We start from the raw sequence: 26,792 nt of genomic DNA on the forward strand, positions 1-26,792 counted from the left end.
GCTAATCACCCTCCTTTTTTATGATGATTACTGATCAGGTAAATATGCCTTTAAACAGGAAGAAGAACAGTATGGAAAGTCCTGCACCGGCTGGAAGGGTAACTATCCACGACATGAATATGGTTTTAATGACGTTGCCATTTAATGCTCCAATACCGCGTGCCAGGCCGACACCCAGCACGCCACCGACCAGTGTATGGGTGGTGGAGATTGGTAATCCGGTTCCGGATGCAAACACGATGGTAATAGCGGCAGCCAAGGTAGCAGCAAAGCCGCGACTGGGGGTGAGTTCAGTGATACCTGAGCCAACCGTGGCAATGACTTTATGACCGTAGGTAATGAGCCCAATCACAATGCCTGCGCCGCCAAGTATCAGAATCCATATTGGCGTGGTCGATTTAGCTGCGATTTCACCGGCGCTACTGACAATGCCGACAATGGCCGCGACAGGACCAATGGCATTGGCTACATCATTGGAGCCATGGGCAAATGCGATAGCCATGGCGGTAAAAATCATCAAAACGCCGAAGATTTTCTCCATGTGATTGAAATGAAAATCAAGCTCAACAGTTGGATCAAATTTCAGACGATTGATTAAAAATGTACCGATGATGGTGATCACTATACCAATTGCAGATGCTACGATTAAGCATTCGCCCATCGACATATCAATGCCAACATGTTTTAAGCCTTTGACCATGGTGACCATCGCAATGATGAAGCCCACCATAAAGATATATGCAGGCACATACTTTTTGGCATTAGCAACAGGATCGTCTGTGTTGATGATTAACTTTTGAATACTACGGAAGAGGAAGAAGGCAATAGCACCAGCCAATAGGGGAGATGTAACCCAACTGGCTGCGATGGTGCCAACCTTACCCCAATGGACCGCATCCATGCCGATACCAACGGCACCAAAACCGACAATTGCACCGACTATGGAGTGGGTGGTGGATACAGGCCAGCCCTGGCGAGTGGCGACCAGTAACCAGATTCCGGCAGCCAGCAGGGATGCGAGCATGCCATAGACCAATAACTCAGGGGTGTTCCCCAGCGATGACACATCAATGATACCTTTGCGTATGGTCTTGGTAACTTCACCGCCAGCGAGTATTGCACCGGCTAATTCAAACACGGCTGCTATCATCACTGCCTGTTTGAAGGATAATGCTTTGGATCCTACGGAGGTACCCATAGCGTTGGCGACATCATTGGCTCCAATGCCCCAAGCCATGAACAGGCCGAAAATAGCGGCCAAGCCTATGTAGATCGTTGCATGTTGTACGAGGATGGATTCCATGCCTTGCTTGCTCTCCCTATCGGGCCATCAATAACTGAATGCGGGAGCCAACCTGATGAGAGACATCAGCTAGCTTGCCTATTTTGTCAATCATGCGGTAGAGGAACATCATATCCAGTGGCTCATATTTCTTTTCAATTTTGAACATGGCATGACGCAGTTTGCGTTCCTGTTGGTCGGTCTCTTTTTCAATCTGTTCGAGTTTTTCGATCAATGACTGGACGATATCAAGCTGTCTGCCACGAAAGCCGGTTTCCACCAGTTCATCAAGCTCATTGATAGCTTTTCTCGCCTGAAAAGCAGCATCTACGGCACGTTGAACAAAGGCAATAAACAGTTCATCAACAGGTGTGGGAATTTCTGTTTTGCGACCGGTCATGATGCCAGAAATATCTTGAGTGGTATTGGCGATTTTATCCTGCAGACGCAAAATTTCGAGCACTTGTTCACGCGGCATGGGCATGAACAGGCTGTTTGGCAGGTGCATGCGTAGATCAAGTTTGATGGTGTCGGCTGCTCTTTCCATGCTGGAAATAGATTTGTGCAGCCGTTTGCAGGCATCGTAATCTTTGTCTAATGATGCCTGAAAAAATAGAGGTAACTGGTTAGCACATTGGCATACCTGCTCCATATGTTGTTGTAACGGCTTGATCGGTGACCCGGCAAACATGCTGGTGATAGCGCTTTTTCTGATCATATCAAAGCTCCCTTTTAAAACAAAAAAGTTTAATCGCATCGCCTGCCAAGGTCACTCTATATGTTATGAACCGATGTTAGAGCATATCTTACTCATTGATCAGGGCTGTTGCTGTATCGGTATCAACGTGGCGTACTTCTTTGCCTTTGACCATGTAAATAACCATTTCTGCAACATTGACTGCATGATCTCCAATACGCTCCAGGCTTCTGGCGATATCTGTGGCAATCAGACCGGCGGTAATCTGGCGTGGGTCTTCCATCATATAGGTCAGGTATTCGCGCTGCATAGATTTGAAGTTCTGTTGAACCTTTTGGTTCTCTTCAATGCAAACCATCGCATCGTCTAAATCACCTTTTGAAAAGGCATTGAGCGCTTGTGTAAGCTGATCTAGTACAAGATCGGAGAAAGACTGCAAAGAGGAGATCTGGGTCAACGGATGCTCTTCCGTTTTCAGCATGTTTTCAGCAATATTTTCGGCCAAATCGCCCATGCGCTCCAGATCCGTTACGACCTTAATCGTGGTCATGATAAAACGCAGATCACCCGCAGCAGGCTGACGTAGCGCCAGGATAGTGCGTGTCATATCGTCAATTTCGACTTCCAGCGTGTTAATGGCATGGTCACGATCAATCACTTTATGTGCACGTTTGGAATCTTGTTTGATTAATGAGTTCATTGAGCGTTTCGTCGCTTTTTCAACCAGCCCACCCATGGCCAACACCTTTTCTTTCAGTTCGGTTAACTCATCTTCAAAGCGTTTAATGGTATGTTGGTTCATGGCTTTATCCCTCTTGTCTTTCTTATCTATACACTAGTGTAGTTGAATACAGTGTTATCCGAAACGGCCGGTAATGTAATCTTCAGTCTTTTGATTGGCTGGCGCTGTGAAAATGGTGTGTGTATCCGCAAACTCGATCACGTTACCAAGGTAAAAATATGCTGTGTAGTCAGATACGCGTGCTGCTTGCTGCATATTATGGGTGACGATAACGATGGTGTAGTCTTTCTTTAGTTCATCCATTAACTCTTCTATTTTAGCCGTAGCAATGGGGTCGAGGGCGGAGCAGGGCTCATCCATCAGAATTACATCGGGTTCTACTGCAATGGTGCGGGCGATGCAGAGGCGCTGCTGCTGGCCACCGGAGAGCGCTGTGCCCGGTTGTTGCAGCTTGTCTTTCACTTCATCCCAGATGCTGGCTTTTCTTAATGAGGACTCAACAAGCTCATCCATATCAGGGCCATCGTTAACCAGACCGTGAATACGCGGGGCGTATGCAATATTTTCATAAATGCTTTTAGGGAACGGGTTGGGTTTCTGGAATACCATGCCAACATGGGTGCGCAGTTGCACTACATCCACTTCAGGTGCATAAATATTTTGACCTTCAAGCAGGATTTCACCCTCAATACGGCATGACGGAATGCGATCATTCATACGGTTCATGGTGCGTAAGAAGGTCGATTTTCCGCAACCGGACGGGCCGATAAAAGCGGTAACTTTACCGCTCAATATATCCAGATCGATGCCGTGCAGGGCCTCAAAGTCACCATACCAGAGCTTCAGGTCACGGATGCTTATCTTGGTTTCGTTGTTTGTATTGTTGCCAGTACTCATGTTTCCTCACATGTTTGTTGCATACGATATATCACCATGATTGTTGTGAACGATTTCTAAGCTTAACTGCCAGCGCATTCAGGCTTAGCAGAACCGCCAATAGTACAAGAATACCCGCCGCAGTGCGTTCACCATAACCGCGCATGGATTCCGTTGACCATGTATAGATTTGTGCAGGTAATACCGTAGTTGCATCTAAAATTGTTGTAGGCGCTTCAGGGATATACGCCATCATGCCGACAATAATCAAAGGTGCTGTTTCACCCATAGCCTGCGCCAGTCCAATGATGGATCCTGTTAAGATGCCCGGCATGGCCAGTGGCAAGACATGGTGCCAGGCTGTTTGTAAATTTGATGCGCCAAGTCCATAGGCTGCTTCGCGAATCGATTCAGGTACAGCGCGCAGGGCGGCACGGGTAGTGATAATGATGACCGGCAGTGTCATCAGCGCCAGTGTCAGGCCGCCGGCAAGGGCAGATGAGCGTGGCACACCAAAAAAGCTAATGAAGATGGCTAGTCCCAACAGGCCATAGAGGATCGACGGGATGGCGGCCAGATTGTTGATGTTCACTTCAACCATACGGGTGAAACGGTTGTCTTCGGCAAACTCTTCGAGATAAATAGCGGTCATCACACCAATAGGTACAGCAACCAGCATGGTGATCAACAGGGTGAATACGGTACCAACGGATGCTGCCAGAATACCGGCATATTCAGGTAGCTTGGAGTCGCCATTGGTGAACAGTGTAGTGTTGAATACAGTGCGTATTTTGCCATCTTTGAGCATGGCATCGACAGTGCGCCGATGCTTGGATTTCAGGCCATGGCCATCATGTTGTTTGATATATTGATCTACCCGGCTGTCTGCAAGCACCCACAATTCAGCGCTGCTACCCATCAGTTCAGGGTGTGCTTTCATATATGCAGGCAAACTGCGCAACCAGGCCCGGCTGACGACACCACGCATTTTTTTATCGATAGCTTTATTATAGTTTTTGCTGGCAGCCTCGGAGTAATGAATGGTGGCTAGCACTTCTGTTTCATCAAAGGCAGGCAATGCCTTACCAATGATATCAACAAAAAAGAAGACCAAAAAGGCCAGAGCCAATGCGATAGCTGCAAAGCCATAAAAATGAAAACGGGCATCGGCGCGTTCGCGTTTGCGTTGATGCGGACTTTTGTGTTCATTCATAAAGCTCGGTGTGGTCTTACCTGCTTCGGTATTGTTTAAATCGTTGGCCATGGTTGTTGTATCCATTTTTGCATCATTGTTCGTATGCATAGCAATATCCGCTTCCGCTGTTTTATTCATAACGCTGCCTGAACTTTCGAACCACTATGGTTGACACAATGTTAAGCATGAGGGTGATGATGAGCAGTACCAGGCCGAGCGCAAAGGCCGACAGGGTGAAGGCGGAGTCAAATTCCTGATCGCCGGTAAGTGCCTCGACTATTTTTACGGTTACGGTAGTCATGCCTTCCAATGGATTGGCTGTAAGGTTGGGGCGAAGGCCGGCAGCCATGACCACAATCATGGTTTCACCGATGGCGCGAGATACGGCCAGCAAACATGCGGCGACAATGCCCGGAAATGCAGCAGGCAATACAATGTGGCGAATGGTTTCTGCTTTGGTAGTACCCAGTGCCAATGAGCCATCCCGCATTGATTGTGGAACAGCACGAATAACATCATCAGAGAGTGAAGAGATAAACGGGATAATCATGATACCCATAATCAGGCCCGGAGCCAGGGCATTGGTGTAGTCTGCTTCCAGTCCAAAGGAGTGGGCAATTTCTACTATGATAGGGCTGATGGTAATCGCGGCAAAGAAGCCATACACGACAGTAGGGATGCCTGCCAATATCTCCAATAGCGGTTTCAGACGACCGCGCGAAGCGTGACTGGCATATTCAGACATATAAATGGCGGCAAACAGACCAATGGGAATGGCTACCAACATAGCGATCAGGGTGATCATGAAGGTGCCTGCAAAAATTGGCAGGGAACCAAACATGAGAGGGCCAACAGATTCAGCGCGTCCTGCACCAATCAAAAAGGCTGTGTCAGGCTGCCATTGGGTGCCGGTGATGAAATCCCATACAGGTACAACCTGGAAGAAACGGATGGATTCAAAAATGACGGATAATACAATGCCGAGCGTAGTGAGAATAGAGATGATTGCAGCACTTAGCAGCACACCACGCATCACTTTTTCAACAGCAGGGCGGGCGCGGAAATCTGCCTTGATATGACCTAGTGCAAACCACATACCAGCACCGCCAAGTGCAAATGCTGTTGCTAATAACATGGTGGCAGGAACACTGAATAGGTGAAATAGATGCCCAATACTGAATATTAAGGATGTAGCCAGAGCAGGTAGCGCCACCCAGATAACCGTGTACCAACCATAAAAGCCGGGGCGAGAGTGCATTCGAATATTATTTTTTTCTGAAGTGATGGCTTTGCCACGGGCTAAAAAGTAAGCCATAGCTGAGAGCGGCAACAGGCCGCCAAAAAACCAGAGAAATAGATCAGCAATGCTCATGGGTATGGTGTAACTCCAGTTTTTTTATCTTTATAAATCTTGCTGTTAAAGAAAAACTGACCGGAGCGAGCTCCGGTCAGTTATCTAAGGCTGAAATAGTATTACTTTAAGAGGTGTTTGTTTAGTGCTTTTTCTTAAAAACTGATGGAGTCATGCGAGTGAGCTCTTTCAGGTTTGAACGATATTTAGCACGCATCTCTTTAGGCAACGGGATCAGACCGATATCAGCACATTCGCCTTCATCACCAATCATCTGTTCGCTCATAAACAGGTTGGCATATTCGAGCATGCCAGGAACCTTGTTGATATGAGACTGTTTGATGTAGAAGTACAATGAACGCGATAGTTTGTAAGAACCGTTCTGAACTGTTTCAGGTGCAGGAGCGATGCCTTCGATTGTTGCTGCTGCAATGCTGTCGCTGTTTTCAGCCAGGTAGCTATAACCGAAGATACCCAGTGCCTGTGTGTCTTTAGCCAGTTTCTGAACGATCAGGTTGTCATTTTCACCGGATGGAACATAAACGCCGTCCTGACGGATTTTGTGGAACTTCTTGTATTGTTTGTTTTTTACTTTGTCCGCTTTATACAGGTCAGTGTAAACATCCATATGCTTGGTGATGTGTTTGAGGATCATGTCTTCAAATGCATCACGCGTACCGGAAGATGCTGGTGGGCCATAGATGGTGATTTTACGATGTGGCAGTTTTGCATTGATTTCATTCCAGTAGTGATACGGGTTTGCAACCAGGCTCTTGCCATCTTTGCTTGGTACTTCTGCAGCTACTGCCAGCATCATTTCCTTACGGGTAAGGTCTAATGCAGCTGTAGATTTAGCCTGTGCGATGGCAATGCCGTCATAACCAACAACCATTTCAGTGATGTATTTAACACCGTTTTTCTGACATTTTTTGAACTCTTTGGCTTTCATGCGACGTGATGCATTGGTAATGTCAGGCGTGTCCATACCGTTGCCAGCGCAGAACAATTTCATGCCGCCACCGGAACCGGTTGATTCAACTACAGGAGTTGTGAATTTTGTTGTTGAACCCAATGCTTCAGCAGAATAACTGGAGAATGGGTAAACTGTTGATGAACCAACAATTTTAATTTGTTCGCGCGCTTCAACTGCATGGGCAGCGATGAGCAGTGTTGCTGTTGCCAGTATAATTCGTTTCACTAGTATTGCTCCGTCTTAATAAGATTTTTGTGATGATACATATTGAGATAGTGATGTTAGAAATAAAAGGCTGGGGGGTGAGCCCCAGCCTTTTTGTTTGTGTGACTAGAATTTAGTTTGAGTCCAAAGACCGAAACGTGTGGTTTTCTTACTGGTGACGCCTGCAAGTTTTGTTGTTGCTTTATCAATACCTAACGCAAGAGTGACATGTTTAACAGGTGAGTATTCTACACCACCGGCAAAACGATTGGTCTTGGTGACAGATGCAGCATTGTCTTTTGTGAGTTCATAACGGCCGAATACACCGAAGCCGTTGCTGATTTTACTCCAGCCCCAGATAGCATACGCTTTCTCTTTTACAGAGGTAGCTGTCGCAGTGGTTTTAACTCTGTTGTTGGTGTAGTTAGCACCAACGCGATAGTCGCTGCCTGAACCATAAGTGGTCATGATTTGGTACAATGTGCTTTTCTTTTCAGCCAGGTTAGTTGGAACTCTTTTGGTTCCTTTATAGCCATCGCGGTATTGGAAATCTACGGTCATGCCTTTTACAGGGTACAGGCTGAATCTGGAGTCAATATCCATAGTCTTGCCAGTAACTGCAGGGTGACTATAGCCAGCTCCATTGGTGTACGTGACAAAATATTTTGCCATGCCATCAAACAACTTACCTTTCAGACCAATGCCAAGATCAGATGAAGCATCATAACCATTGGTATCAATCATGACTTTTGAGAAATAACGATGTTTCCAAAGTCCTTGCTCATAATCAATCCATGGTGTGTGGGACTGACCAATACGTAATACAGCAGCGTCGCCATACAACTTACCTTCCAGATATGCATATTTAAGAAAGATATTGTTGTTTTTCTTGTTCAGGTTGGGGTCAAGGTTGACATCAGTAGTGATGCGCATCATCCAATCAGAGTTAAATGAATATTTTGCAGTTAAGTAAGCGCGTTCAACGCGAGCGCCCAGGGTCTCTTTTGTAGTGGCGCCAGTTGAGTTGGTTTGTTTGAATGAGGTGATGTCTGAAAAGACCTTACCACCTAGTTTTAATTTACTGTCGCCATCGTCATAGACATTTACGCCGCCAGCCATTGCTGGAGCAGAGAATGCCAACATAGCGAGAGCAGAGATTGAACGAATAATTGCTTTCAAGTGTTTCTCCTGTTTTGTGGATGTAAATAAAATCTCTTTCGAGTTGCCGCGGATGGTAATGGCTCTTTGTGACATGCATATGACATAAAGTCAGGCGTGTAGGTCTGTCACATGCATGTCATATCTATGGGTGAGAATAGCTCTATTCTTAATTTGTAAAGAGAGGTCTATATGTATATAAATCATGCCACTCAGGCAGAGCTTACAGAAGCTTTTGCCGCGACTCGAATGGCAGGTCCTTTATTTCATCAGTTTTGTGCGCTACCCGTCTGTGAGAAAATGCAGCCTGAAGAATGTATGCAGCTATTTCACTGTTTTGATGTTGTTGCCGTGAGTGCGGGTGAGGTGATTTATGAAGCAGATAGTAAGTCTGACAACACCATTCGTTTGATTGTTGAGGGGAGGGCTGAAGTATCCAGTTCCTTGATGAGTATATATGGTCATCTTGGTGCAGGGGATCTGTTTGGCTTGTTCTCTTTTTTAGATGAAGATCGACTGCATTCAGGTACGGTCAAGGCTGAGTCGGATATGATATTACTCTGTATTAACCGTGATTATTTTAATCTGATTACCGTTGAAGATGCTAAACTCGGTAATTTGTTATTACGCTCGATGTTTCGTTTGTTATCACATATGTCGTTGAAAATGGAAAATGAATACGTTGCCATGCGCCATTATATTGCAGGGAGGCATGGCTGATGCTAGAGATGCGGCATGGAAATTTTCTGTATAGTGATCTTATGACACAAAACCCGGATACGATCAGTGCCGATATTCTTATAGTTGAGGATGAAGCGCCTATTGCCAGATTAATGTCGCTGCATTTGCAGGCGGCTGGATATTCTACCCATGTGTGTGACGATGGAGATCTTGCGCTGGCGGCATTGCGGGATGGCAACTGGCGTCTGGTGGTGCTTGATCGCATGTTACCCGGAGCTAACGGCATGAAAATCTTGCGATGGATCAAAGGTTCATCGACCAAAGCCAATACGCCTGTGTTGATGGTGACCGCGCTAGGCATGTCATCAGAACGCGTTCAGGGCTTGAATGACGGGGCTGATGATTATTTACCTAAACCGTTTGAGCCGGATGAGTTGGTGGCACGAGCAAGGGCGTTGTTGCGGCGAAGTCGGGTGGTGGAAACAGGACGTACAGATAGCGAGTTCATCAAGTTAGACCCTGATGTGCCGGTGGTGTTTGAAGGCAATCAACGCGTTGAACTGCGCCCGATGGAATATAAATTGTTGAAATTGTTAATGGATAAACCCGGTAAAACCAGAAGCCGTGATTATTTGCTGGATCATGTCTGGGGGCATGAAGTGTTTGTGGAAGAGCGCACGGTGGATGTGACAGTGAAACGGTTGCGTAAGGCAATGGATACTTTGGGTCGGAAAAAATGCATTGAAACCGTCCGTGGTATGGGCTATCGCTTTGTGATGCCCAATGAATAACGCACGTGAATAAAACTGTTGTCATGCGTGTTCAGTAATGGATGCCACATGGTTTTCTTTGTTGATTGCTGCCGGTGCACTGTTCTATGCACTTCGCATGCGCCGGCAATTGCACTCCTATAAGCTTAAGCTTAATCAATTAAAAGAGCATCAGCATCTGCTGGAGCCTGATTTGGCCGATGGTGAAAGGCTTGATGCGCTACTTGTCTCTATGAATGAAGTGGTGTTTCGTCTGGATGCGTCAGGGCATGTTGTTGGCGCTAATGCACAAGCAGAAGAGATGTTCTCAATGCGGAGCGCTGCGTATCCAGTATCACTGAGACAAGTGTATCGTGAAAGTGACTGGCATGAAGCCTTTCAAAAGGCCTTGGATGCGCTGCCTGAGCACCACTGTTTACCTGATATGAAGCTCTCCCATGTTGCTTTAGCACCGAGAATTGCCGAGTTAAATGCCGGTCATATGCTGTTGTTATGTGTGGATGTGACAGAACAACGCAGGCTGGAGAAACAGCGTAGAACCTTTTTGTCTAATTTAATGCATGATCTGAAAACGCCGCTGACATCCTTGTTGGGCTACGCCCGTAGCATGGATCGTTTCGGTGATGATGTTGATTTTAGAAAAGAAGCTGCTCATGTGATTGCAGATGAAGCCAAGCATGTAAATCATCTGCTCGATGCGTTGTTGACCTTGGATCAGATCGAGTTTTCGGGAAGAGATGCTTCTGCATCATGCCAATCCAGGCCGGTTTTGCAGCTTGTGAGTGATATGTTGGCTCCGCAATGTGTTGAAAAACATATTGAGCTTGTGTGTGAATATGGCCCGGATGCTGAGCTTGCAATGATGGATGATGAGTTGGAAAGGATCATTACCAACCTGCTATCTAATGCTGTGAACTATTCTCCAGAAGATGGGCAGGTTCGCTTAACGCTTAGCGTTAATGAGCAGCGTTGCACTATTGTGATTGAAGATCAGGGTGAGGGTATTCCTGAAAAAGATCTGTCCAGAGTAACCGAGCGTTTTTACCGGGTGGATAAGGCCCGCACGCGAAAAAATGGTGGCCATGGCTTGGGTTTGGCTATTGTAAAAGAATTGGCAGAAAAGAATGGTGGCGAGCTGACACTTTCGAATCGGCGCGATCAGTCCGGTGGCGCATCCAGGGGATTGCAGGCTAAGCTTGTATTACCTTTAGCTGAAGCGACTGCGGCATCTTGAGCGTTTACTTCATTCATCGTATACCGTGCTCTGACATAATGTCTGTAGCTGACTCAATGGCTGTTCATAATGTTGCCATAGACCGATGGAACGAGCAGAGAGTGGTTTGCGAACCTGAATAGCACTGGCTGTTTGTACCGGGTGCGTGGCGTGTTGAAAATGCATGCATGATTCATTCCAGTTCAGGGTACAGGCATGCAATAAAGCACGCGTCTGCTCCTCCTGATGCTCTACCAATTGTTCATAAGTCATATTATAAAGTGTATTGTGTGGTAGCACCTTAGCCCAGTGCTGCATCAGACGCTGATAGGCTGCGTAATAATGTTTCAGCTCAGACAGATCAAAAGCGTAGCCGAAATGTGCGCCCTGTAGATTGTTTTTGTAAATGGATAAGCAGGTATCCAGCGGGTGACGTTGCAAATGTATGAAACAGGCTTGCGGCAGAGCCCGGTGAATCAAGCCTATAAGATTGATGTGACTTAAGGTTTTATCACAAACGCATGTCTTGGAGCCAACGTTTTCTTTGATGCGTTCTAAATAATTTTCTCCGATTGCTGAACAGAGGTGATCAGGCAGCGTGTTGAGTGCTGCTGCTGACAATGTTGAACCTACAGTATCGTATATGGCTGCTTGCATGTGGCCATTTTCACCCAGCGTGCTGACATCAGGGTGAGCCGCCAATATTTGTTCAACCAGTGTTGTGCCTGATCTGGGCATACCGACAACAAACAGGCAAGTGGGGTGAGCGGGGTGCTCTTGTCGCTGATGTGCTATTTCGCTGAAATCGCCCTGTATAAGCTGATCAATGTCTGCAATCGCGCCCGCGGTGTCAAAATCACTGTGTTGATGGCGGATGGTGTTGGCATCTTGAAGTAAGGAGAAGGCTTTATTGTAATGGCCCAGATCATCTTCTACTTTGGCCAGGGCGAATGATATTTTCATGTCTGTGTCGCTGCCTTTCGGGCATTGTTGTTTTATCTGCTGCATGATTTCAATATCATTATTTGATGCTTCATAATGCTGTAAGTCCACACGCATTAGCCAGGCGTCACCATGGTAGGGGTTAATTTGAAGTGTGTGCTGGATGTGTTGGCGGGCTACTTCCAGTGCTCCCTGCTCTACCGCTAACAGAGCTAATCCATAATGTGCATCGCTATTGTTGGTGTCGCGCGCAATAATCGCTTCCAGATGAAGGCGTCCTGCATCATGATGATTTAATGCGTGGCAGGCTTGAAATAGTCCCATGCGTATGGAGCTGTCACCAGGGTTTCTTTTTTGGATTTTTTCCAGCACAGCAAGTGCTTCTTGATGTTGATCTTGTGCCATCAACGCACCAGCCAGACCTAAATGTGAGGCGATGTCATGGGTGTCTATTGTGAGTGCATGCCGATAGCTTTTCATGGCTGAAGCTATGTCCCCTTTTTGTAGCTGCAGGTTGCCTAAGCTGGCCAGAAAGTGCGCACGCTTTGGCGCGGCATCAATGGCTTGCTGTATGCGTGTCAACGCCTCTTCGATATCTCCGTTTTGCATGGCCAGGTGACCACGCAGGTGCAAGGTGTCGGGATGTTGTGGGTATATGGCTTCGATCTCATCACATGCTTTCATGCATTGTGATGGGTTTCTCTGTTGCAGGGCTTCACCTGCCATCGCCAGCAGTTGAGATATTTTTCTTTTTTTGTTGTTGGAAAGCTTGATGGGCTTGGCCATGCACGACTCCTGAGAGGGGGATGAAGCAAGCATAACTGTGTTGGATGTCATGTAATACTGCTAAGTGATATTGAATACGCGTTGGTGATAGAGAAGTTGGTTTGGAGCGTGTTAATGGTAAAGAGTATTAAAAAAAAGCCGCCTCATTGAAGAGACGGCTTTTGTCTTTTTAAACGAATCCAGCTATCAAACTTAGTTGATCTGAGATAGTAGTTTAGGGTTTATTACGAGATTTCTTACACCGTGCGCATGATTTTCTTCAAAGTCATTGCCTTCGCACCATTTGCCAACTGTTTCGATGTTAACTTTGGCGACCTGAGGGCGAACACTCCATGTAACCTGATAGGGAGAACCTTTCTCATTATAACCGGGGCCAGTTGTCGAACCTTCATACTGAACAGGCGTACCAGTATCGCCTGGGATACCTGTTGCCTGATGCAGGCCATGTACTTTTTTATGCTTGGTTAACTTTTTAAAGCTAGCTGCATGTTTATCATTTACTACGACATAAACCTGAGTCTCAACACGTAACTGCGGATTTTGCCCTTCGACAGCTTTGTTGAAGCAAGCACCAAGGCTGTGGCCGGGTTTGACCTTAGCTGTTGAGTAAACATAGTGAACTTCAATGGTGTCGCCGGATTTGAGTGTGCTGTGGGCGCTATCGCATATTTTATGCTTGGTTGGCGCAAGTTCAGCCGGAGTAAGACTGGCTGTATCGAATCTGTAACCACTCTGATAGCCCTCGCCATTACCGTTACCTGCATAGATTGAGAACGCTTTAGCTTTGTGCTCTGCATTTTTGTGGAAATGAATGTTACACAGGTTCATTTCAGTTGATGCAGGAGCTTGACTGAAGATGCGTTTGTTTTTGCCAGCTACAGCATCAATATCACGCGGTGATTGTGGGCCGAAACCTACGCCTTTCGTGCTTTTTGCCAGTGCTTTGCGCTGTGCTTTAATTACTTTGTCAGCAACAGGGCCCGATGCGTGGTGGCCACCTTCTGCTGTGCCATGCTCACTGCTGTGCCCACTGTTATGGCCATGTTCACTGGCCATAAGTGGTGTGGCTAGCAGTGCAGAAGCAGCTAGCGCGATCATTACTCTTTTCATGTGTTCCTCCCAGAATTAGTGATCGGATGAATTTCCGATGTGGATACAATATAGTAAAGATTTTAGAATCTGCAACTTAGATTTTAATGGAACGACACATTTAAACAGGAGGGCTGGATGGTTACGCGGCACGATTTGAACAAATATTACCAATGGCTACGTCAATATGGTTATAATGATTCCCACTCGGGCAATATTTCCGGGCGCGATGGTGCCGCGATGTGGATTACGCCGACAGGAGCTTGTGCCGACACGCTTGAGCCAAAAGATTTTGTGGCTTGCAGGCTTGCAGATCAGCCGCCTGAAGGGGCATCCGGCGATGCTAATCTGCATCTGGCGATTTATCGCCAGAATCACAAAGCACAGGCTATTGTGCATTCGCATTGCCCGCATGCTGTTGCTTTGACGCTGAATGGTGAAGATTTTGTGCCGTTAGATTTTGAAGGGCAGCTCTATTTTCCTGTAGTGCCGGTGATTACCGTTCCATACGATGTCTATTTTGAGCAAGCGGCTGAGCAGGTGGCTAAGGTGTTGGTTGATCACCCGATCTGTATTGTGCGTGGTCATGGTGTGTATGCATGGGGTGAAACGTTGAATTTGGCATATAAATGGACCTGTTCATTGGAAATGTCTGCCAAAACAGCCTTTATTGCCAGGCAGGCGGGGATCTTATGATTTCTGTCCTGTTGCCAGTGCATGTTGGTTGTGCGCTGGTTTCTATCTCCATGTTTGTTTGGCGAGGGGGGGCAATGTGGATAAGACGGCCGATAACACACCCTTTCTTACGTCGAACGCTGCCGGACAGTGTGGATACCCTATTTTTATTGACGGGTGTTATGATGGCGTATCTGTTAGGTGTTTCACCGCTTGAAGCTGATTGGCTGGCAGCCAAACTTGTTGGTCTGTTGATATATACTTTGTTGGGTTTTGTGGCGCTGAGAAGTGGTAATATTGTTGTAAAACGGAGTGGTTTCATCGCCGCACTATGTGTGTTTGCTTATATTGTGGCGGTGGCACATGCGCGCAGTCCGTTGCCCTGGGTATAGTGCTACGTTAAATAAAAAATAGTTAGGAGATATGATGGCTTTGGTTGCGTCGATACATGTAAATGCTGGTTGGGCTTTGCCTGAAATGATGTTGAAAGATGTTGAAGGTAATGCCGTGGCATTGCGAGAACAGCTGGGTGAGAATGGTTTGTTGGTGGCATTTACCTGTAACCATTGCCCGTATGCGATTGCTGTTTGGCCGCGGTTGATTCGTCATGCAGCGACATTGAAAGCTATGGGGATCAATACGATTGCCGTGAATCCGAATATTCATCCCGGTTATCCAGCTGATGGAGTGATGGCCATGGCTGAAAAAATGAGCGAATGGGCTATCGAATTCCCTTATCTGGCTGATGATGGTCAGGATGTGGCGCGTGCTTTTGATGCGCAGTGCACACCTGATCTGTATATGTTTGATGGTGAGGGCAAGCTCTATTATCACGGTCGTATTGATGATTACTGGAAGGATGAGACAAAAATTACTAATGAAGAGCTGATGCCTGCTGCTGAATTGCTGATTGCAGGGGAGCCTGCCCCACAACCACAACATCCAACGATTGGGTGCTCAATTAAATGGTTAGGGTGATCGCATTAAAATAGCATATATATTTTTAATATGTGGATGAAAATAGAATAGTCAAAAACTTTACCGCAATCCCCAGGGGAGTCTCTCTTGCGCAAGCGCGCAATTCACCTTCAGGTCGCAGAGTAAGTCCTTATATAACAATGAATAGGGGATTTACTTATCTGAGGTGATCATCACAGCGTTCAGGTGAATTGTGACCAAGTGAAATGGCTGTGGTGTATAGCAAGAGCGTATTCCTTAGGGGTATAATCACTTGAACTAAAAACCAGGTAAACCATTCGGTCGATACGGTGCACTCCGCCACGGTGTTATCGCTTTTGACAATGACTACAGCCATTTCCTGCAAGGGATGGCTTATTGCGAAGCACTACTGTAACGCTGATACTGACAATGTGGTTGTGTGCCTTTGACTTACTCTGCGAAACTTTGCGTACTTTGCGGTTAGTGCTTCTGAATCAGGATGTGAGTATAGGGAGTGTTGATGCGATTGTTCTGATAATAGTTCAGATGTTTATTGCTATTTTACAGGCAAGCCTTATGCTTCGCCACGTTAAAAGTGAGCTGCGGCTCGCTTTTTTTGTTTTTTGAAGGTGGTTAAGGCATTGGAATCAGAAATTGAGTCATTGTTGCAGCCGATTACTGACGAGTTGGGTTTGGATATTCTCAAGGTCACGCTTGGTGGTGGAGGGCGTAGGCAGACGCTTAAAGTAGTCGTTGATAGAGTTGGTGGTGTGAGTGCAGATAGCTTGACGCGAGTTAGTCGGGGATTGGCTTTGCAGATGGATGCAGAGGATCTGATTAAAGGCGCGTATCAGTTGGAAGTGACTTCACCGGGGTTGGATTGGCCACTGCAGAGTGCGGCTGATTTCACGCGCTATCAGGATGAATGGATCAAAGTCTCTTTTTTGACGGGTACAAGCTGGGAAGGGCGCAATCTCGGGCCTGTGCAGCGAGCAGACGATGACAGTGATACGGATGTCTGCTTTAGGTTGTTGATTGAAGAGAAAAAAGCCAGAGATAATCATGAAGAGGTGATTTCCATGGCTGAAGTGCAAAAAGTAGTACGGGCTATCAATTGGTCAGAAGTGTCCCGCCATTCGTAATGGTTGATAGCATGTTTATAATAGTAATAAAGGGTGAGAGAATGCAGTCATGAATGTAGAAATGTTACAGGTTGCGGACGCGGTTGCGCGTGAAAAATCAGTTGAACGTGAGTTGGTGTTGGAAGCGATGGAACAGGCGCTGAAAACAGCTGCACGTAGAACCTATGCTGGTAAAAATGTTGAAGCTGAAATCGACCGAACAACGGGTGAAATTCGTTTGTGCCATGTGCGCACTGTGGTTGAAGAGGTCGAAGAAGAAGAGAATGACCTGACGCTTGAGCAAGGTAAGGAACTCGATGCTGAGGCTGAGCTGGGGGCGGAATTCCGCACCTCATTACCACCAATTACATTGGGACGTATTGAAGCGCAAACGGCCAAACAGGTGATTAATCAGAAGATTCGTGAAGCTGAACGAGATCGTGTGATTGCTGAATACGAACCGCGTGTAGGTGAATTGATCACAGGTATCGTGAAGCGTGTTGAACGTGGCAATGTCTATGTTGATCTGGGTCGTGGTGAAGCGGTGATGTACCGTGAAGATCTGTTGCCGCGTGAAACGTTCCGTCAGGGCGATCGTGTACGTGCATATCTGCGTGAAGTGCGCAATCAGAGTAAAGGCCCGTTGGTATTTGTATCACGTTCTGATGCTGGCATGGTATTGCGTTTGTTTGAGCAGGAAGTGCCAGAGGTACAAGAAGGTACAGTTGCTATTCAGGCAATTTCCCGTGATCCGGGTTCACGCAGTAAAATTGCGGTGATCTCGACCGATCCTTCTGTTGATCCGGTTGGTGCATGTGTAGGTATGCGTGGCGCTCGTGTGCAGGCTGTGGTGAATGAGCTACATGGTGAAAAGATCGATATTATTGAGTGGACTGAAGATCCGGCTGCATTTGTTGTAAATGCGCTGGCTCCGGCAGAAATTGAACGTGTATTGGTGGATGAAGCTTCGAATACCATTGAAGTTGCTGTCAGTGAAGAGAATCTGGCGATTGCCATTGGCCGTCGTGGTCAGAACGTACGTTTGGCCTCTGAACTATCAGGCTGGAATATTGAGCTGATGAGCAGTGGCGAAGAGAAAGAACGTCGTTCTGAAGAAGTGGCGAAAGCACGCCTTATTTTCCAGGAAGGTCTGGATGTAGATGAAGATTTCGCTGCTGTATTGGTAGGTGAAGGTTTCTACAGTATGGACGAATTGGCATATTGCGCTGTGGAAGATATCTCAGGTATTGAAGGGTTGGACGAAGAAGTGGCGCAAGAGCTGCAGAATCGTGCGCGCAATACCTTGTTGGATGCTGCTTTGAAACAGGGTAAAGATGAAGGGGAAGCACATATCTCCTTACTTGATCTGACTGGTATGACGCGAGAAGTTGCTGAGCAACTGGCAGCGCGTGAAATGAGCAGCGTGGATGCATTGGCAGATGCCGCGATAGATGAAATTGAAGATATTGATGGTCTGAGTCGTGAGCAGGCGGAAGCATTGATTATTGCTGCCCGTGAAGCTTCTGGTTGGTTTGACTGAGTCTGTGATGAATGACGTTCAGGAAGCTTCCGGGACTCCAATGAGAAGCTGCTTGATTTGTCGTGAATCAAAAGCAAAACAGGATGTTTTGCGTTTAGTTATAGATGATGAAGGGGTGATCTGGCCGGATTTGCAGCAAAAGGCACCTGGTAGAGGCGTTTATTTTTGTATGTCGGAAGAGTGTCTTTCGCGCACCAATGATAAACGTTTGCAGGCTTTGAAAGCGAAGTTTTCGGTTTCATTGCCACAGTGGGATGATTTGCAACAGCGCATAAGATCCGCTCTACAGCAGCAGTTGAAGCGTATGTTAACGCGTCAACGCTCCTCGGCATCAATAGGCAGGGATGCAGTGATGCATCGACTGTGGAATAATGCGCCGGTGATGCTGTTGCGGGCGATGGATGCAGGTGATGCTCTGGTTCGTCAGACCGATGATGGATTAGAGAAAAGAGCGCAGGCGGGCAAGAAGTCATTGCTGGTCAGCGCACCATCCAGGCATTGGTTGGGTGAGATGTTTGACCGTGAAGATGTTGCGATTGTAGCGCTTGATGCTGCTGGACCGACTGCGGCGATTGTAAAAAAGTTGAATGTATATTGTGTCTGGTATGGACGCATAAAGGTGTTGGGTAATAGATGAAACGAATTCTTGATTTGGCGAAAGAACTTGGTGTTGACGCGGCTGAAGTGCAGCGCGTTGCAGTAGAATGCAATGTGGTTGTGAGTGGCCCTACTAGCAGTCTGGATACGGATGACCAAAATAAAATTCGTAATGCAGTGAAAGCTGATGCGAAGGCGGAGCCTAAAAGCACAGGGGGCAAAACATTGACCCTGAATCGCCCCATGGTGGCAGGCCAAACCCGTAGTGGTGGTCAGGTCGAAGGGCGCGGTAGAACGGTAGAAGTTGCTGTTCGTCGCCGTCATGCAGCAGCACCCAAACCTGCTGCTAAACCAGCCCCGGTGGCCGCCAAAACACCTGCTGCTGCGCCAGTGGAGAAAACCCCTGAAGTCATCGCTCCAGTAACAAAGCAGAAGCTTACCCCAGCCCAACGCGCAGCTGCATCGGTTGAAAAGAAAAAACAGGATGCCGCTAACCTTGCTCGTGATAATGCTGCAGCTAAACAGGCAGAGGCGAAGGCTATAGCAGAGAAGACAGCCGCAGCGAAAGCCGCTGAAGTGAAGCCTGCGGAGCCAGCTAAGGTTAAGCCTGCTGCAGCGAAACCCGCTGTAACAAAACCAGTGGCTGCAAAAGCTCCTGTCGCTAAACCTACAATGACATTGAAGCCAAAGCCTGCTGACATTGCACGCAAGGCAGTGGCTCCAAGTTCAGTTAGACCATCCGGTGGTGGTGTCCAAGGTGCCAATCGTCCCGTGGCGGAACGCCAGGCAGCTAACCGTCCCGGAGCAAATCGCCCTGCAGGAGCAAGGCCAGCGGGTGCAAACCAAACTACAAATGCTCCAGGTAATAACCGTCCGAGTGTGAATCGTCCGGCAAATGGACCTGCAGGGAATCGTCCGAACCAGGCTCGTCCTGGTGCTAATCAAGCACGTCCAGGTGCAGGAAGTCGTCCGAACCAAGGGCGTCCGGGTGCAGCTAGACCAACAGCAGGTGCTCAGCCAACGCATAAAGGCCCACGTACAACGATCCGTCGTGGTTTAACACCGGCCCAGATTGCCGCATCGAAAGCACCACGTTCTTCGGTGAAACAGATTGAGAAGAAAATTTCTGAAGAACGTGCAGCACAGCGTCGTAACACTAGTCGTCCTGCCCGTCCGGGAGGTACGCAGAATCAAGGTGCAGGTGCTCCAAGGCGCTCTCCATCGGTAGCAGTAGCTCCGGGTGCAGCAGGTGCAGGTGCTCCGCCACCACCAGGTGCAGGACAGCGTCGTCGTGGCCCGGGTGGCGCACGTCCGATTCGCCGTCTCTCTCCTGCTGAAAAAGCAGCACGTCGCGCTTATTCAAGTAAACGTCATGAAGTATTATCACCTGAGCAGGAAGAGCGTCAGGCTAGATTAGCGCGTGGTGCGGGATCCAAACGATTCAGCGGTACAGTTACCAAGGATGATGAAGATTTCGTAGTACGTACGGTAGGGTTTACAGATCCGATTTTGGTATCTGAACTGGCCAGTCGTATGGCATTCAAGAGTTCGGAAGTTGTCAAAAAATTATTTGAAATGGGTATTATGACAACTGTGAACGAAAGTATTGATGGTGATACTGCTACGTTGATTATTGAAGAGTTTGGGCACAAAGCCAAGTTGATCAATGCCGCAGCGGTGGAAGATGTACTGGTTGAAGATGTGTCTGAAGATGATGAAGGCGATTTGGAGCCACGTCCGCCGGTTGTGGTTGTCATGGGTCATGTGGATCATGGTAAAACCTCTATTCTGGATGCGTTGCGCAAAGCCAAGGTAGCCGATGGTGAGGCGGGTGGTATTACGCAGCATATTGGTGCGTACATGGTTAAACTTGAAGGTGGTGAACGTGTTGTGTTCGTTGATACACCTGGCCATGAAGCATTTACCGGCCTGCGTGCTCGCGGTGCAAGTATGACTGATGTAGCTGTATTGGTTGTTGCTGCAGACGATGGAGTGATGCCTCAGACAGTTGAAGCCTTGAACCATGCGCGTGCTGCTGGTGTGCCAATCATTGTTGCTGTCAATAAGATGGATAAAGATGGTGCTAACCCTGACATGGTCAAACGTCAGTTGGCTGAACATGATGTAACACCTGAAGATTGGGGTGGTGATACGATCTTTGTAGAAGTATCTGCACATACTGGTCAGGGACTTGATGATCTGCTTGAAATGCTCGCACTACAGACTGAGATTCTTGAGTTGAGAGCGAATCCAACCCGTCGTGGTAAAGGAATTGTGGTTGAATCACGCTTGGATAAAGGCCGTGGTCCGGTTGCTACTGTACTGGTGCAGAACGGTACCTTTAAACAGGGTGATACTGTGGTTGTTGGTTCAGCGACAGGCCGATTGCGTGCCATTGTTGATGAAAACTCCGTCCAACATCGTACTGCCGGTCCATCTATTCCGTTTGAATTGTTGGGTCTGGATTCTGTGCCAGAGGCAGGGCAGGAAATTTATGCTGTTGAAAATGAAAAACAGGCACGTGATATTGTCCGTTACCGTAAAGATCGTGAGCGTGAACTCGGTGCTGATGCCAAGAAACGTGCAAGCCTTGATGAACTGTTTGCAAACATGCAGAGCGGTGTCAAAGAGGTGCCTGTACTGATCAAGGGTGATGTGACCGGTTCTGTTGAAGCGATGGCTGAATCATTGACGAAAGCCGGTACGGATGAAGTGAAAGTGAAGATCATTCACAAAGCCATTGGTGGTATTACTGAATCTGATGTGATGTTGGCATCGGCGGCTAATGCAATCATTATTGGCTTTAATGTACGTCCTGAAAACAAGGCCAAGAAAGTGGCTGAAGTTGAAGGTGTTGATATTCGTTTCTACAAAGTTATCTATGATGCTATTGATGAAGTGAAAGCCGCGATGGCGGGTGTATTGTCACCGAACAAAGTCGAGAAAGTTACTGGTACAGCTGATGTGCGTGAAGTATTCCAGGCTCCTAAGGTGGGCGCTGTAGCTGGTTGTTATATGACTGATGGTTATGTGACACGAGGCGCTCATGTACGTGTGTTGCGTGAGAATGTATTGATTTATGATGGTGTGTTGGCTTCTCTACGTCGATTCAAAGATGATGTAAAAGAAGTAAAATCCGGTTATGAATTTGGTACAAGTGTTGAGAAATTCAATGATGTGAAAGAAGGCGATACGTTCGAGTTCTTTATTATTGAAGAAGTAGCAGCAACACTCTGAGTCCCCGTTCACCGAATCAGCAGCGTTTTCTAACGGATGTTCAACGCTTACTGTCAACGCTGATATTGCGTGAGGTTGCAGACCCGCGCTTTAATGGTGTCAGTATCACACGGTTGGAAGCTTGTGGTAGTGAACATATCAATGTCTGGGTCTTTCATAATGCAGAAACGGATCAGCAGCTATGTATTCAAGCACTGAACCGTATGGCGCCACATTTTGAACATAAGTTGAGACGTTCGTTCAGCAAACGTCGTTTGCCTAAAATTCATTTCAAATGGGATGCCAACTTTGAAAAATCAGGTGATGTGCTGCAGATGCTGAGAAACCTGGAAAGGCCATGAATGCCTCTGGTTTAAGTAGCCCGGTGGTTGCCAGGAGTAATCTTCAGCCGCTATTTGCTGACGTTGATTGGCAGCCGGTTATCAATGCGATTGCAGCGGCAGATAAAATTTTACTGACGACCCACTGTAATCCGGATGGTGATGGGATTGGATCTCAGCAGGCCATGTATGATGCTTTGATTGCGATGGGTAAAAATGTCGTGATGCATAACTTTGATGGTGTGCCGCGCATCTACTCTTTTTTGAAACACGCTGAACAGGTAACAATGGGTGCATGGCAGTCAGGCAGTCAGGATGCTGATCTGATTATTGCACTCGATTGTGGCGCAAAAGGCCGCTTGGGTATGGCTGATGCCTTTTATGATGGCACTCAGCTGGTCAATATTGATCATCATGTCAGTAATAAATATTTTGCAGATATTAATATCGTTGATGCGCGATATTGTGCTACGGGTGCAATGGTTTTTGATCTGTTGATAGCCATGGATATTGCTCTGACAAGATGCAGTGCGAGCGCAATTTATGCAGCCGTTTTGACCGATACAGCCAGTTTTAGGTTATCCAATGCAACATCAGCCGTATATAGAATGGCAGCTGATTTGATCGATGCAGGCGCTGAACCCTGGCCGATTACAATTCATATTTATGAAAGTCAGCCGCTGGCCGGCTTGAAGATTCTTAAGGCCACCCTGGATACATTGCAGCTGCGTGATGAGAACCGCTCTGCCTGGATACATGTGACATCAGATATGTATCAATCAACCGGGGCCGATGTTGAAGATTCCGAAGGCCTGATTGATTATGCTCGAAGCATAGATGGTGTTGAAGTGGCTGTGTTTATTCGTTGTGATGAAAACCATGATAATTGCTGGAAAGTAAGTTTCCGGGGTAAGACGACTGCCGATGTCGGCGCGTTGGCCGCAACATTGGGTGGTGGTGGCCATAAACATGCCGCAGGTTGTTTGATGCGCGGTGGTTTTGATGACGTGCGTACAACTGTCGAGAAGGCTGTTAGTCAAATTCTTGGCTGATTCCAAGTGCTTCAATGATAACATGAGAGATGTAATGACGGATGCCTGTGGCATCATATTCCTTGATAAACCGTTGGGCTGGACATCGCGTAAAGCGGTGAATGAAGTGTCGCGCTTGTTTTCTGTGCCGGGCAAGAAACGTATCAAAGCAGGTCATGCCGGTACACTCGACCCTTTGGCAACGGGGATGTTGCCCATTCTATTGGGGGATGCGACACGCTTTGCTGAGATGGGATTGCAGGCTGAAAAATCGTACCGTGTGAGTTTTGATCTCTCTTATCAAACCGATACCCTAGATTGTGAGGGTAAAGTGCTATCATCATTTAATGATGTAGTAAGTCGCCAACAACTTGAAGCAGTTTTACCCGCATTTAGAGGCCTTATTACACAGGTTCCGCCGATTTACTCTGCTATTCGCATTGATGGTAAACGTGCGCATGATCTGGCACGAAAGGGTCAGGATGTTGAAATGAAAGCCCGGGAAGTCACGATTCATCAACTTGATTTGATCGCATTTGAATATCCTATGGTGACGCTCGAGGTTTCATGCTCGAAAGGTACATATATCAGGTCACTGGCACGTGATATTGGTGAAAAACTTTCTATGGGTGGATGTGTTACTCATCTTAGAAGGCTTTCTACTGGCGGTTGGCCTGAACTGATCATGGTGTCGATGCAAGTGTTGTCTGAACAGAAGGGAACCTGTTTGGTGAGTTTGGCGCAGTGGTTACGTGAATTTGAGCGCGTGGATTTACAACCCGATGAAGCAAAACGTTTTTTACAAGGTCAGCGGATTCAGTTGAAAGGAACTACGGCTGATACGCAGTTGAAAGATGAAACGGTGGCTGTGTTCGCCGATGATAGCGTCATTGGTACTGGACTGTTAAAAGCCGGGTTGCGACATATGGTATTGCATCCTGCACGCATTTTACCCTCTGCCCAAAAGAGATATTTGTGAGTGATGAACAGGAACTTATTCGCGTACAAAAGTTAAAAAGAAGAAATTATATCATCATGGCGTTCGCATTTATCGGTGTACTGATTGGCAGCCAGGTGGGGCAAGATCAAACTACAAATGTAACAAAGGAGCATAACGTGGGTCTATTTACAAAAGCGCCTCAGGCGAGTGATAAGGATATTCCTGAGGGAAACCATATTAAAATTGAAACCAAATATGGTGATATTTTGATTGAACTGTATGCAGATACAGCACCAAATACGGTAGCAAACTTTAAAGCACTGGCTGGCAGTGGCTATTATGATGGTTTGACTTTTCATCGTGTGATTGCCGGCTTTATGGCTCAGGGCGGTGATCCGGATGGCACTGGCATGGGTGGCCCCGGATATAAAGTAAAAGCTGAATTTAATGCACGTAAACATGTCCGTGGTACGCTTGCTATGGCGCGTTCATCGGATCCGGATTCTGCCGGTAGTCAGTTCTATATCTGTTATGGTGATACTCCGCATCTCGATGGTCAGTACACGATTTTCGGTCAGGTCACTGAAGGCATGGATGCAGTTGATGCCATCAAACAGGGGGATAGTATGGATAAGGTCTCAGTACTACCATAAGTCTCAAACAATGATGTTGATAAAAAGGCGGGCATTTGCCCGCCTTTTTTATGGACTGAATCTGAGTTGTGAGTGCTGGTACCTAAGATGTTGAGGCTGTAAGCACGGCGCGGACAGGGGCGGGGTATCCTTCTATGGTGAGACTATGATCCTCCGGGTCGAGAAAATCAGGTAGAGATTCGAATGTCATCCACTCGGTTGGGCGTTGTTCTTGTACTGTCGTTGGGCATACATCGATAAGGTTCACTGATTTAAAGCCAGCCCGTTTGAGCCAGATTTTCAGCATTTCCACACTCGGTATGAACCAGACATTGCGCATTTTGGCGTAACGCCCCTGCGGCATCAGGCACTGATTCGCATTGCCTTCAATCACCAGCGTGTCAATGACCAGTTCACCACCTGTATTCAATAGATTTTTTAGCTCGATCAGGTGATCAATAGGTGACTTGCGATGGTAGAGAATGCCCATAGAGAAGACCGTATCAAAGCATCCCATGTTCACTTGCATATGTTCGATGCCGACGGGTAGAATAAATGCAGGTGCATTCGGGCTGTAACGTTTGACGGTGGCAAAATGCATGGAGAATAACGGTGTTGGATCAATGCCAATAACCAGCTTGGCATCGGCGCCAAGCATGCGCCAGAGGTGATAACCAGACCCGCAACCGACATCGAGGATGGTCCGCCCTTCAAGAGGTGTGATGGCATCTGCCAGTCGATCCCATTTCCAGTCAGAACGCCATTCGGTGTCAATATGCACACCGAACAGATCGAAAGGTCCCTTTCTCCATGGATGCATCTGTTGGAGAGCCGATTTGATCTCATCATGGGTCATGCTTGTATCATCAGCGGTACCGATCTTTAGTGCTGAACAGTTGAAATTCAATGCTGAAGGTGTGACATCCGGCAGTAATTCAAATCCACCTTGCCAGCGTTTCAGATCACCATGTTTGAGAATTTTCTGCCAGCCTTTTTCATAAAGTCCTAGTAGTTCTTTGCTATACTCTCCCAGTGCAGAGTCTTGAAGGTGGTGTTGAAGAAGAAGCGCTTCCTGATCTTTATAATGGTTCATTTGATAGCGATCATTGATGAGAAATTAAAACATTGAAACCATGTGTCGGACGACGTGAATCCAGCCTGCTTTAAACGGGCGTGATGAATATCCAGGGTCTCAGGAATAAGTACATGCTCCAGTGCGGTGCGTTTGCGACTGATTTCAAGCTCGGAGTATCCCTGTGCCCGTTTAAATGCTTCGTGTAAGGCTATCTGGCGTCTGTTCTCGGATGTGTCGGAAAAGGCAATTTTCTCTGAAATAATCAGAATACCACCGGGTTTGAGTCCCTGCTGAATATTTTCAAGCAGCATGAGGCGTTTGTCGCGCTCTATAAACTGTAATACGAAATTAAGCACCACTACCGATGCGTTTGTAATTTCCATTTCCAGAATATTCTGGCAGGTAATTTCAATATCTTCATTTTGGAGTGTGTTTTTACAGCGTTCAACCATGGCGGGGGAGTTATCTACACCGATAATGCTGCAGGTTTTGCCCGCACTGCCACGGGAAAGCGCCATGGTTGCCGCACCAAGAGAGCAGCCCAGATCATAAAGGTTACTATTGTCTTGAGCATAGTGGTGTGCCAATAACTCAACCATCTGCAATGTCTGAGCGTATCCGGGTACAGAGCGATTGATCATATCTGCAAACACAGATGCGACCTTATCATCAAAGATAAAACCGTTGTTGTGAATATCAGAAGTATAAATGCTGTCGTGATTCATG

At 47.0% G+C, this 26,792-nt stretch carries 26 protein-coding genes; 14 read left to right on the forward strand and 12 right to left on the reverse strand.

The window, feature by feature from the left end; all coding sequences use genetic code 11:
* Positions 1–34: 34 nt before the first annotated feature.
* The 8 genes from D8Y20_RS01035 to D8Y20_RS01070 form a co-directional block, all read right to left on the reverse strand.
* Positions 35–1,303: an inorganic phosphate transporter gene (locus D8Y20_RS01035; RefSeq protein ID WP_121541177.1), complete on the reverse strand. Its 1,269-nt coding sequence runs from the start codon at positions 1,301–1,303 to the stop codon at positions 35–37.
* 16 nt (positions 1,304–1,319) lie between these two features.
* Complete coding sequence (locus D8Y20_RS01040) at positions 1,320–2,000, reverse strand: TIGR00153 family protein (protein WP_201265487.1); 681 nt, start codon at positions 1,998–2,000, stop codon at positions 1,320–1,322.
* A gap of 88 nt (positions 2,001–2,088) precedes the next feature.
* Positions 2,089–2,781 carry a phosphate signaling complex protein PhoU gene (phoU, locus tag D8Y20_RS01045; protein ID WP_121541178.1) on the reverse strand — a complete coding sequence of 231 codons (693 nt, stop codon included), beginning with the start codon at positions 2,779–2,781 and terminating at the stop codon, positions 2,089–2,091.
* A 54-nt stretch (positions 2,782–2,835) separates the two neighbouring features.
* Positions 2,836–3,618, reverse strand: a complete 783-nt coding sequence (pstB, locus tag D8Y20_RS01050) for a phosphate ABC transporter ATP-binding protein PstB (RefSeq protein ID WP_121541179.1) — start codon at positions 3,616–3,618, stop codon at positions 2,836–2,838.
* Between the two features lie 31 nt (positions 3,619–3,649).
* Entirely contained in the window at positions 3,650–4,810 is a 1,161-nt protein-coding gene (pstA, locus tag D8Y20_RS01055; protein WP_121541323.1) for a phosphate ABC transporter permease PstA, read from the reverse strand.
* A 112-nt stretch (positions 4,811–4,922) separates the two neighbouring features.
* A complete protein-coding gene (pstC, locus tag D8Y20_RS01060) occupies positions 4,923–6,164 on the reverse strand; it encodes a phosphate ABC transporter permease subunit PstC (RefSeq protein ID WP_121541180.1) in 1,242 nt (413 codons plus the stop codon).
* A gap of 121 nt (positions 6,165–6,285) precedes the next feature.
* A complete protein-coding gene (locus D8Y20_RS01065) occupies positions 6,286–7,341 on the reverse strand; it encodes a PstS family phosphate ABC transporter substrate-binding protein (protein ID WP_121541181.1) in 1,056 nt (351 codons plus the stop codon).
* A gap of 105 nt (positions 7,342–7,446) precedes the next feature.
* On the reverse strand, positions 7,447–8,499 hold the full coding sequence (locus tag D8Y20_RS01070) for a hypothetical protein (protein WP_121541324.1): 1,053 nt from the start codon (positions 8,497–8,499) through the stop codon (positions 7,447–7,449).
* A gap of 171 nt (positions 8,500–8,670) precedes the next feature.
* Between D8Y20_RS01070 and D8Y20_RS01075 the strand changes: the two genes are divergently transcribed.
* Genes D8Y20_RS01075 through D8Y20_RS01085 form a run of 3 tightly spaced genes read left to right on the forward strand, consistent with a single transcriptional unit; the run spans position 8,671 to position 11,163 of the window.
* Entirely contained in the window at positions 8,671–9,198 is a 528-nt protein-coding gene (locus tag D8Y20_RS01075; protein WP_121541182.1) for a Crp/Fnr family transcriptional regulator, read from the forward strand.
* 41 nt (positions 9,199–9,239) lie between these two features.
* Positions 9,240–9,950, forward strand: a complete 711-nt coding sequence (locus D8Y20_RS01080; protein ID WP_121541325.1) for a winged helix-turn-helix domain-containing protein — start codon at positions 9,240–9,242, stop codon at positions 9,948–9,950.
* Between the two features lie 37 nt (positions 9,951–9,987).
* The gene (locus D8Y20_RS01085; RefSeq protein WP_121541183.1) at positions 9,988–11,163 is read left to right on the forward strand and encodes a cell wall metabolism sensor histidine kinase WalK; all 1,176 of its coding nucleotides are present in this window, start codon (positions 9,988–9,990) and stop codon (positions 11,161–11,163) included.
* A 9-nt stretch (positions 11,164–11,172) separates the two neighbouring features.
* Here the strand turns inward: D8Y20_RS01085 and D8Y20_RS01090 are convergent, their stop codons facing one another.
* On the reverse strand, positions 11,173–12,870 hold the full coding sequence (locus D8Y20_RS01090; protein WP_121541184.1) for a sulfotransferase: 1,698 nt from the start codon (positions 12,868–12,870) through the stop codon (positions 11,173–11,175).
* Positions 12,871–13,062: 192 nt separating this feature from the next.
* Positions 13,063–13,926 (reverse strand): delta-class carbonic anhydrase, encoded by an 864-nt coding sequence (locus D8Y20_RS01095; protein WP_370050428.1) that lies wholly within the window; start codon positions 13,924–13,926, stop codon positions 13,063–13,065.
* A 171-nt stretch (positions 13,927–14,097) separates the two neighbouring features.
* Here D8Y20_RS01095 and D8Y20_RS01100 point away from each other — a divergent pair, with 171 nt between their 5' ends.
* The 11 genes from D8Y20_RS01100 to D8Y20_RS01150 all read left to right on the forward strand — a co-directional run bounded on the left by D8Y20_RS01100 (position 14,098) and on the right by D8Y20_RS01150 (position 25,012).
* Positions 14,098–14,655 (forward strand): class II aldolase/adducin family protein, encoded by a 558-nt coding sequence (locus D8Y20_RS01100; RefSeq protein WP_121541186.1) that lies wholly within the window; start codon positions 14,098–14,100, stop codon positions 14,653–14,655.
* Positions 14,652–15,026, forward strand: coding sequence for a SirB2 family protein (locus tag D8Y20_RS01105; RefSeq protein WP_161957550.1), 375 nt, complete (start codon positions 14,652–14,654; stop codon positions 15,024–15,026). Before D8Y20_RS01100 ends, D8Y20_RS01105 begins: the two co-directional genes overlap by 4 nt.
* A gap of 34 nt (positions 15,027–15,060) precedes the next feature.
* Positions 15,061–15,612: a thioredoxin family protein gene (locus D8Y20_RS01110; RefSeq protein ID WP_121541188.1), complete on the forward strand. Its 552-nt coding sequence runs from the start codon at positions 15,061–15,063 to the stop codon at positions 15,610–15,612.
* A gap of 602 nt (positions 15,613–16,214) precedes the next feature.
* Complete coding sequence (gene rimP, locus D8Y20_RS01115) at positions 16,215–16,715, forward strand: ribosome maturation factor RimP (protein WP_121541189.1); 501 nt, start codon at positions 16,215–16,217, stop codon at positions 16,713–16,715.
* Positions 16,716–16,764: 49 nt separating this feature from the next.
* Entirely contained in the window at positions 16,765–18,234 is a 1,470-nt protein-coding gene (gene nusA / locus D8Y20_RS01120) for a transcription termination factor NusA (protein WP_121541190.1), read from the forward strand.
* A 7-nt stretch (positions 18,235–18,241) separates the two neighbouring features.
* Positions 18,242–18,871 carry a YlxR family protein gene (locus tag D8Y20_RS01125; RefSeq protein WP_121541326.1) on the forward strand — a complete coding sequence of 210 codons (630 nt, stop codon included), beginning with the start codon at positions 18,242–18,244 and terminating at the stop codon, positions 18,869–18,871.
* On the forward strand, positions 18,868–22,068 hold the full coding sequence (infB, locus tag D8Y20_RS01130) for a translation initiation factor IF-2 (RefSeq protein ID WP_121541191.1): 3,201 nt from the start codon (positions 18,868–18,870) through the stop codon (positions 22,066–22,068). The genes D8Y20_RS01125 and infB overlap by 4 nt, the downstream gene beginning before the upstream one ends.
* The gene (locus D8Y20_RS01135; RefSeq protein ID WP_121541192.1) at positions 22,065–22,409 is read left to right on the forward strand and encodes a ribosome-binding factor A; all 345 of its coding nucleotides are present in this window, start codon (positions 22,065–22,067) and stop codon (positions 22,407–22,409) included. Before infB ends, D8Y20_RS01135 begins: the two co-directional genes overlap by 4 nt.
* On the forward strand, positions 22,406–23,440 hold the full coding sequence (locus D8Y20_RS01140) for a bifunctional oligoribonuclease/PAP phosphatase NrnA (RefSeq protein ID WP_121541193.1): 1,035 nt from the start codon (positions 22,406–22,408) through the stop codon (positions 23,438–23,440). Before D8Y20_RS01135 ends, D8Y20_RS01140 begins: the two co-directional genes overlap by 4 nt.
* 22 nt (positions 23,441–23,462) lie before the next feature.
* On the forward strand, positions 23,463–24,398 hold the full coding sequence (gene truB / locus D8Y20_RS01145) for a tRNA pseudouridine(55) synthase TruB (protein ID WP_121541194.1): 936 nt from the start codon (positions 23,463–23,465) through the stop codon (positions 24,396–24,398).
* Between the two features lie 56 nt (positions 24,399–24,454).
* Entirely contained in the window at positions 24,455–25,012 is a 558-nt protein-coding gene (locus tag D8Y20_RS01150) for a peptidylprolyl isomerase (protein ID WP_370050430.1), read from the forward strand.
* Positions 25,013–25,094: 82 nt separating this feature from the next.
* Here the strand turns inward: D8Y20_RS01150 and cmoB are convergent, their stop codons facing one another.
* Both cmoB and cmoA read right to left on the reverse strand, forming a co-directional pair.
* Positions 25,095–26,084, reverse strand: a complete 990-nt coding sequence (cmoB, locus tag D8Y20_RS01155; protein ID WP_121541196.1) for a tRNA 5-methoxyuridine(34)/uridine 5-oxyacetic acid(34) synthase CmoB — start codon at positions 26,082–26,084, stop codon at positions 25,095–25,097.
* A complete protein-coding gene (gene cmoA, locus D8Y20_RS01160; protein ID WP_121541197.1) occupies positions 26,081–26,791 on the reverse strand; it encodes a carboxy-S-adenosyl-L-methionine synthase CmoA in 711 nt (236 codons plus the stop codon). The genes cmoB and cmoA overlap by 4 nt, the downstream gene beginning before the upstream one ends.
* Between the last annotated feature and the right edge of the window lies 1 nt (position 26,792).

Origin of the sequence: Mariprofundus sp. EBB-1 (assembly GCF_003665155.1) — a bacterium.
Classification (GTDB): domain Bacteria; phylum Pseudomonadota; class Zetaproteobacteria; order Mariprofundales; family Mariprofundaceae; genus Mariprofundus.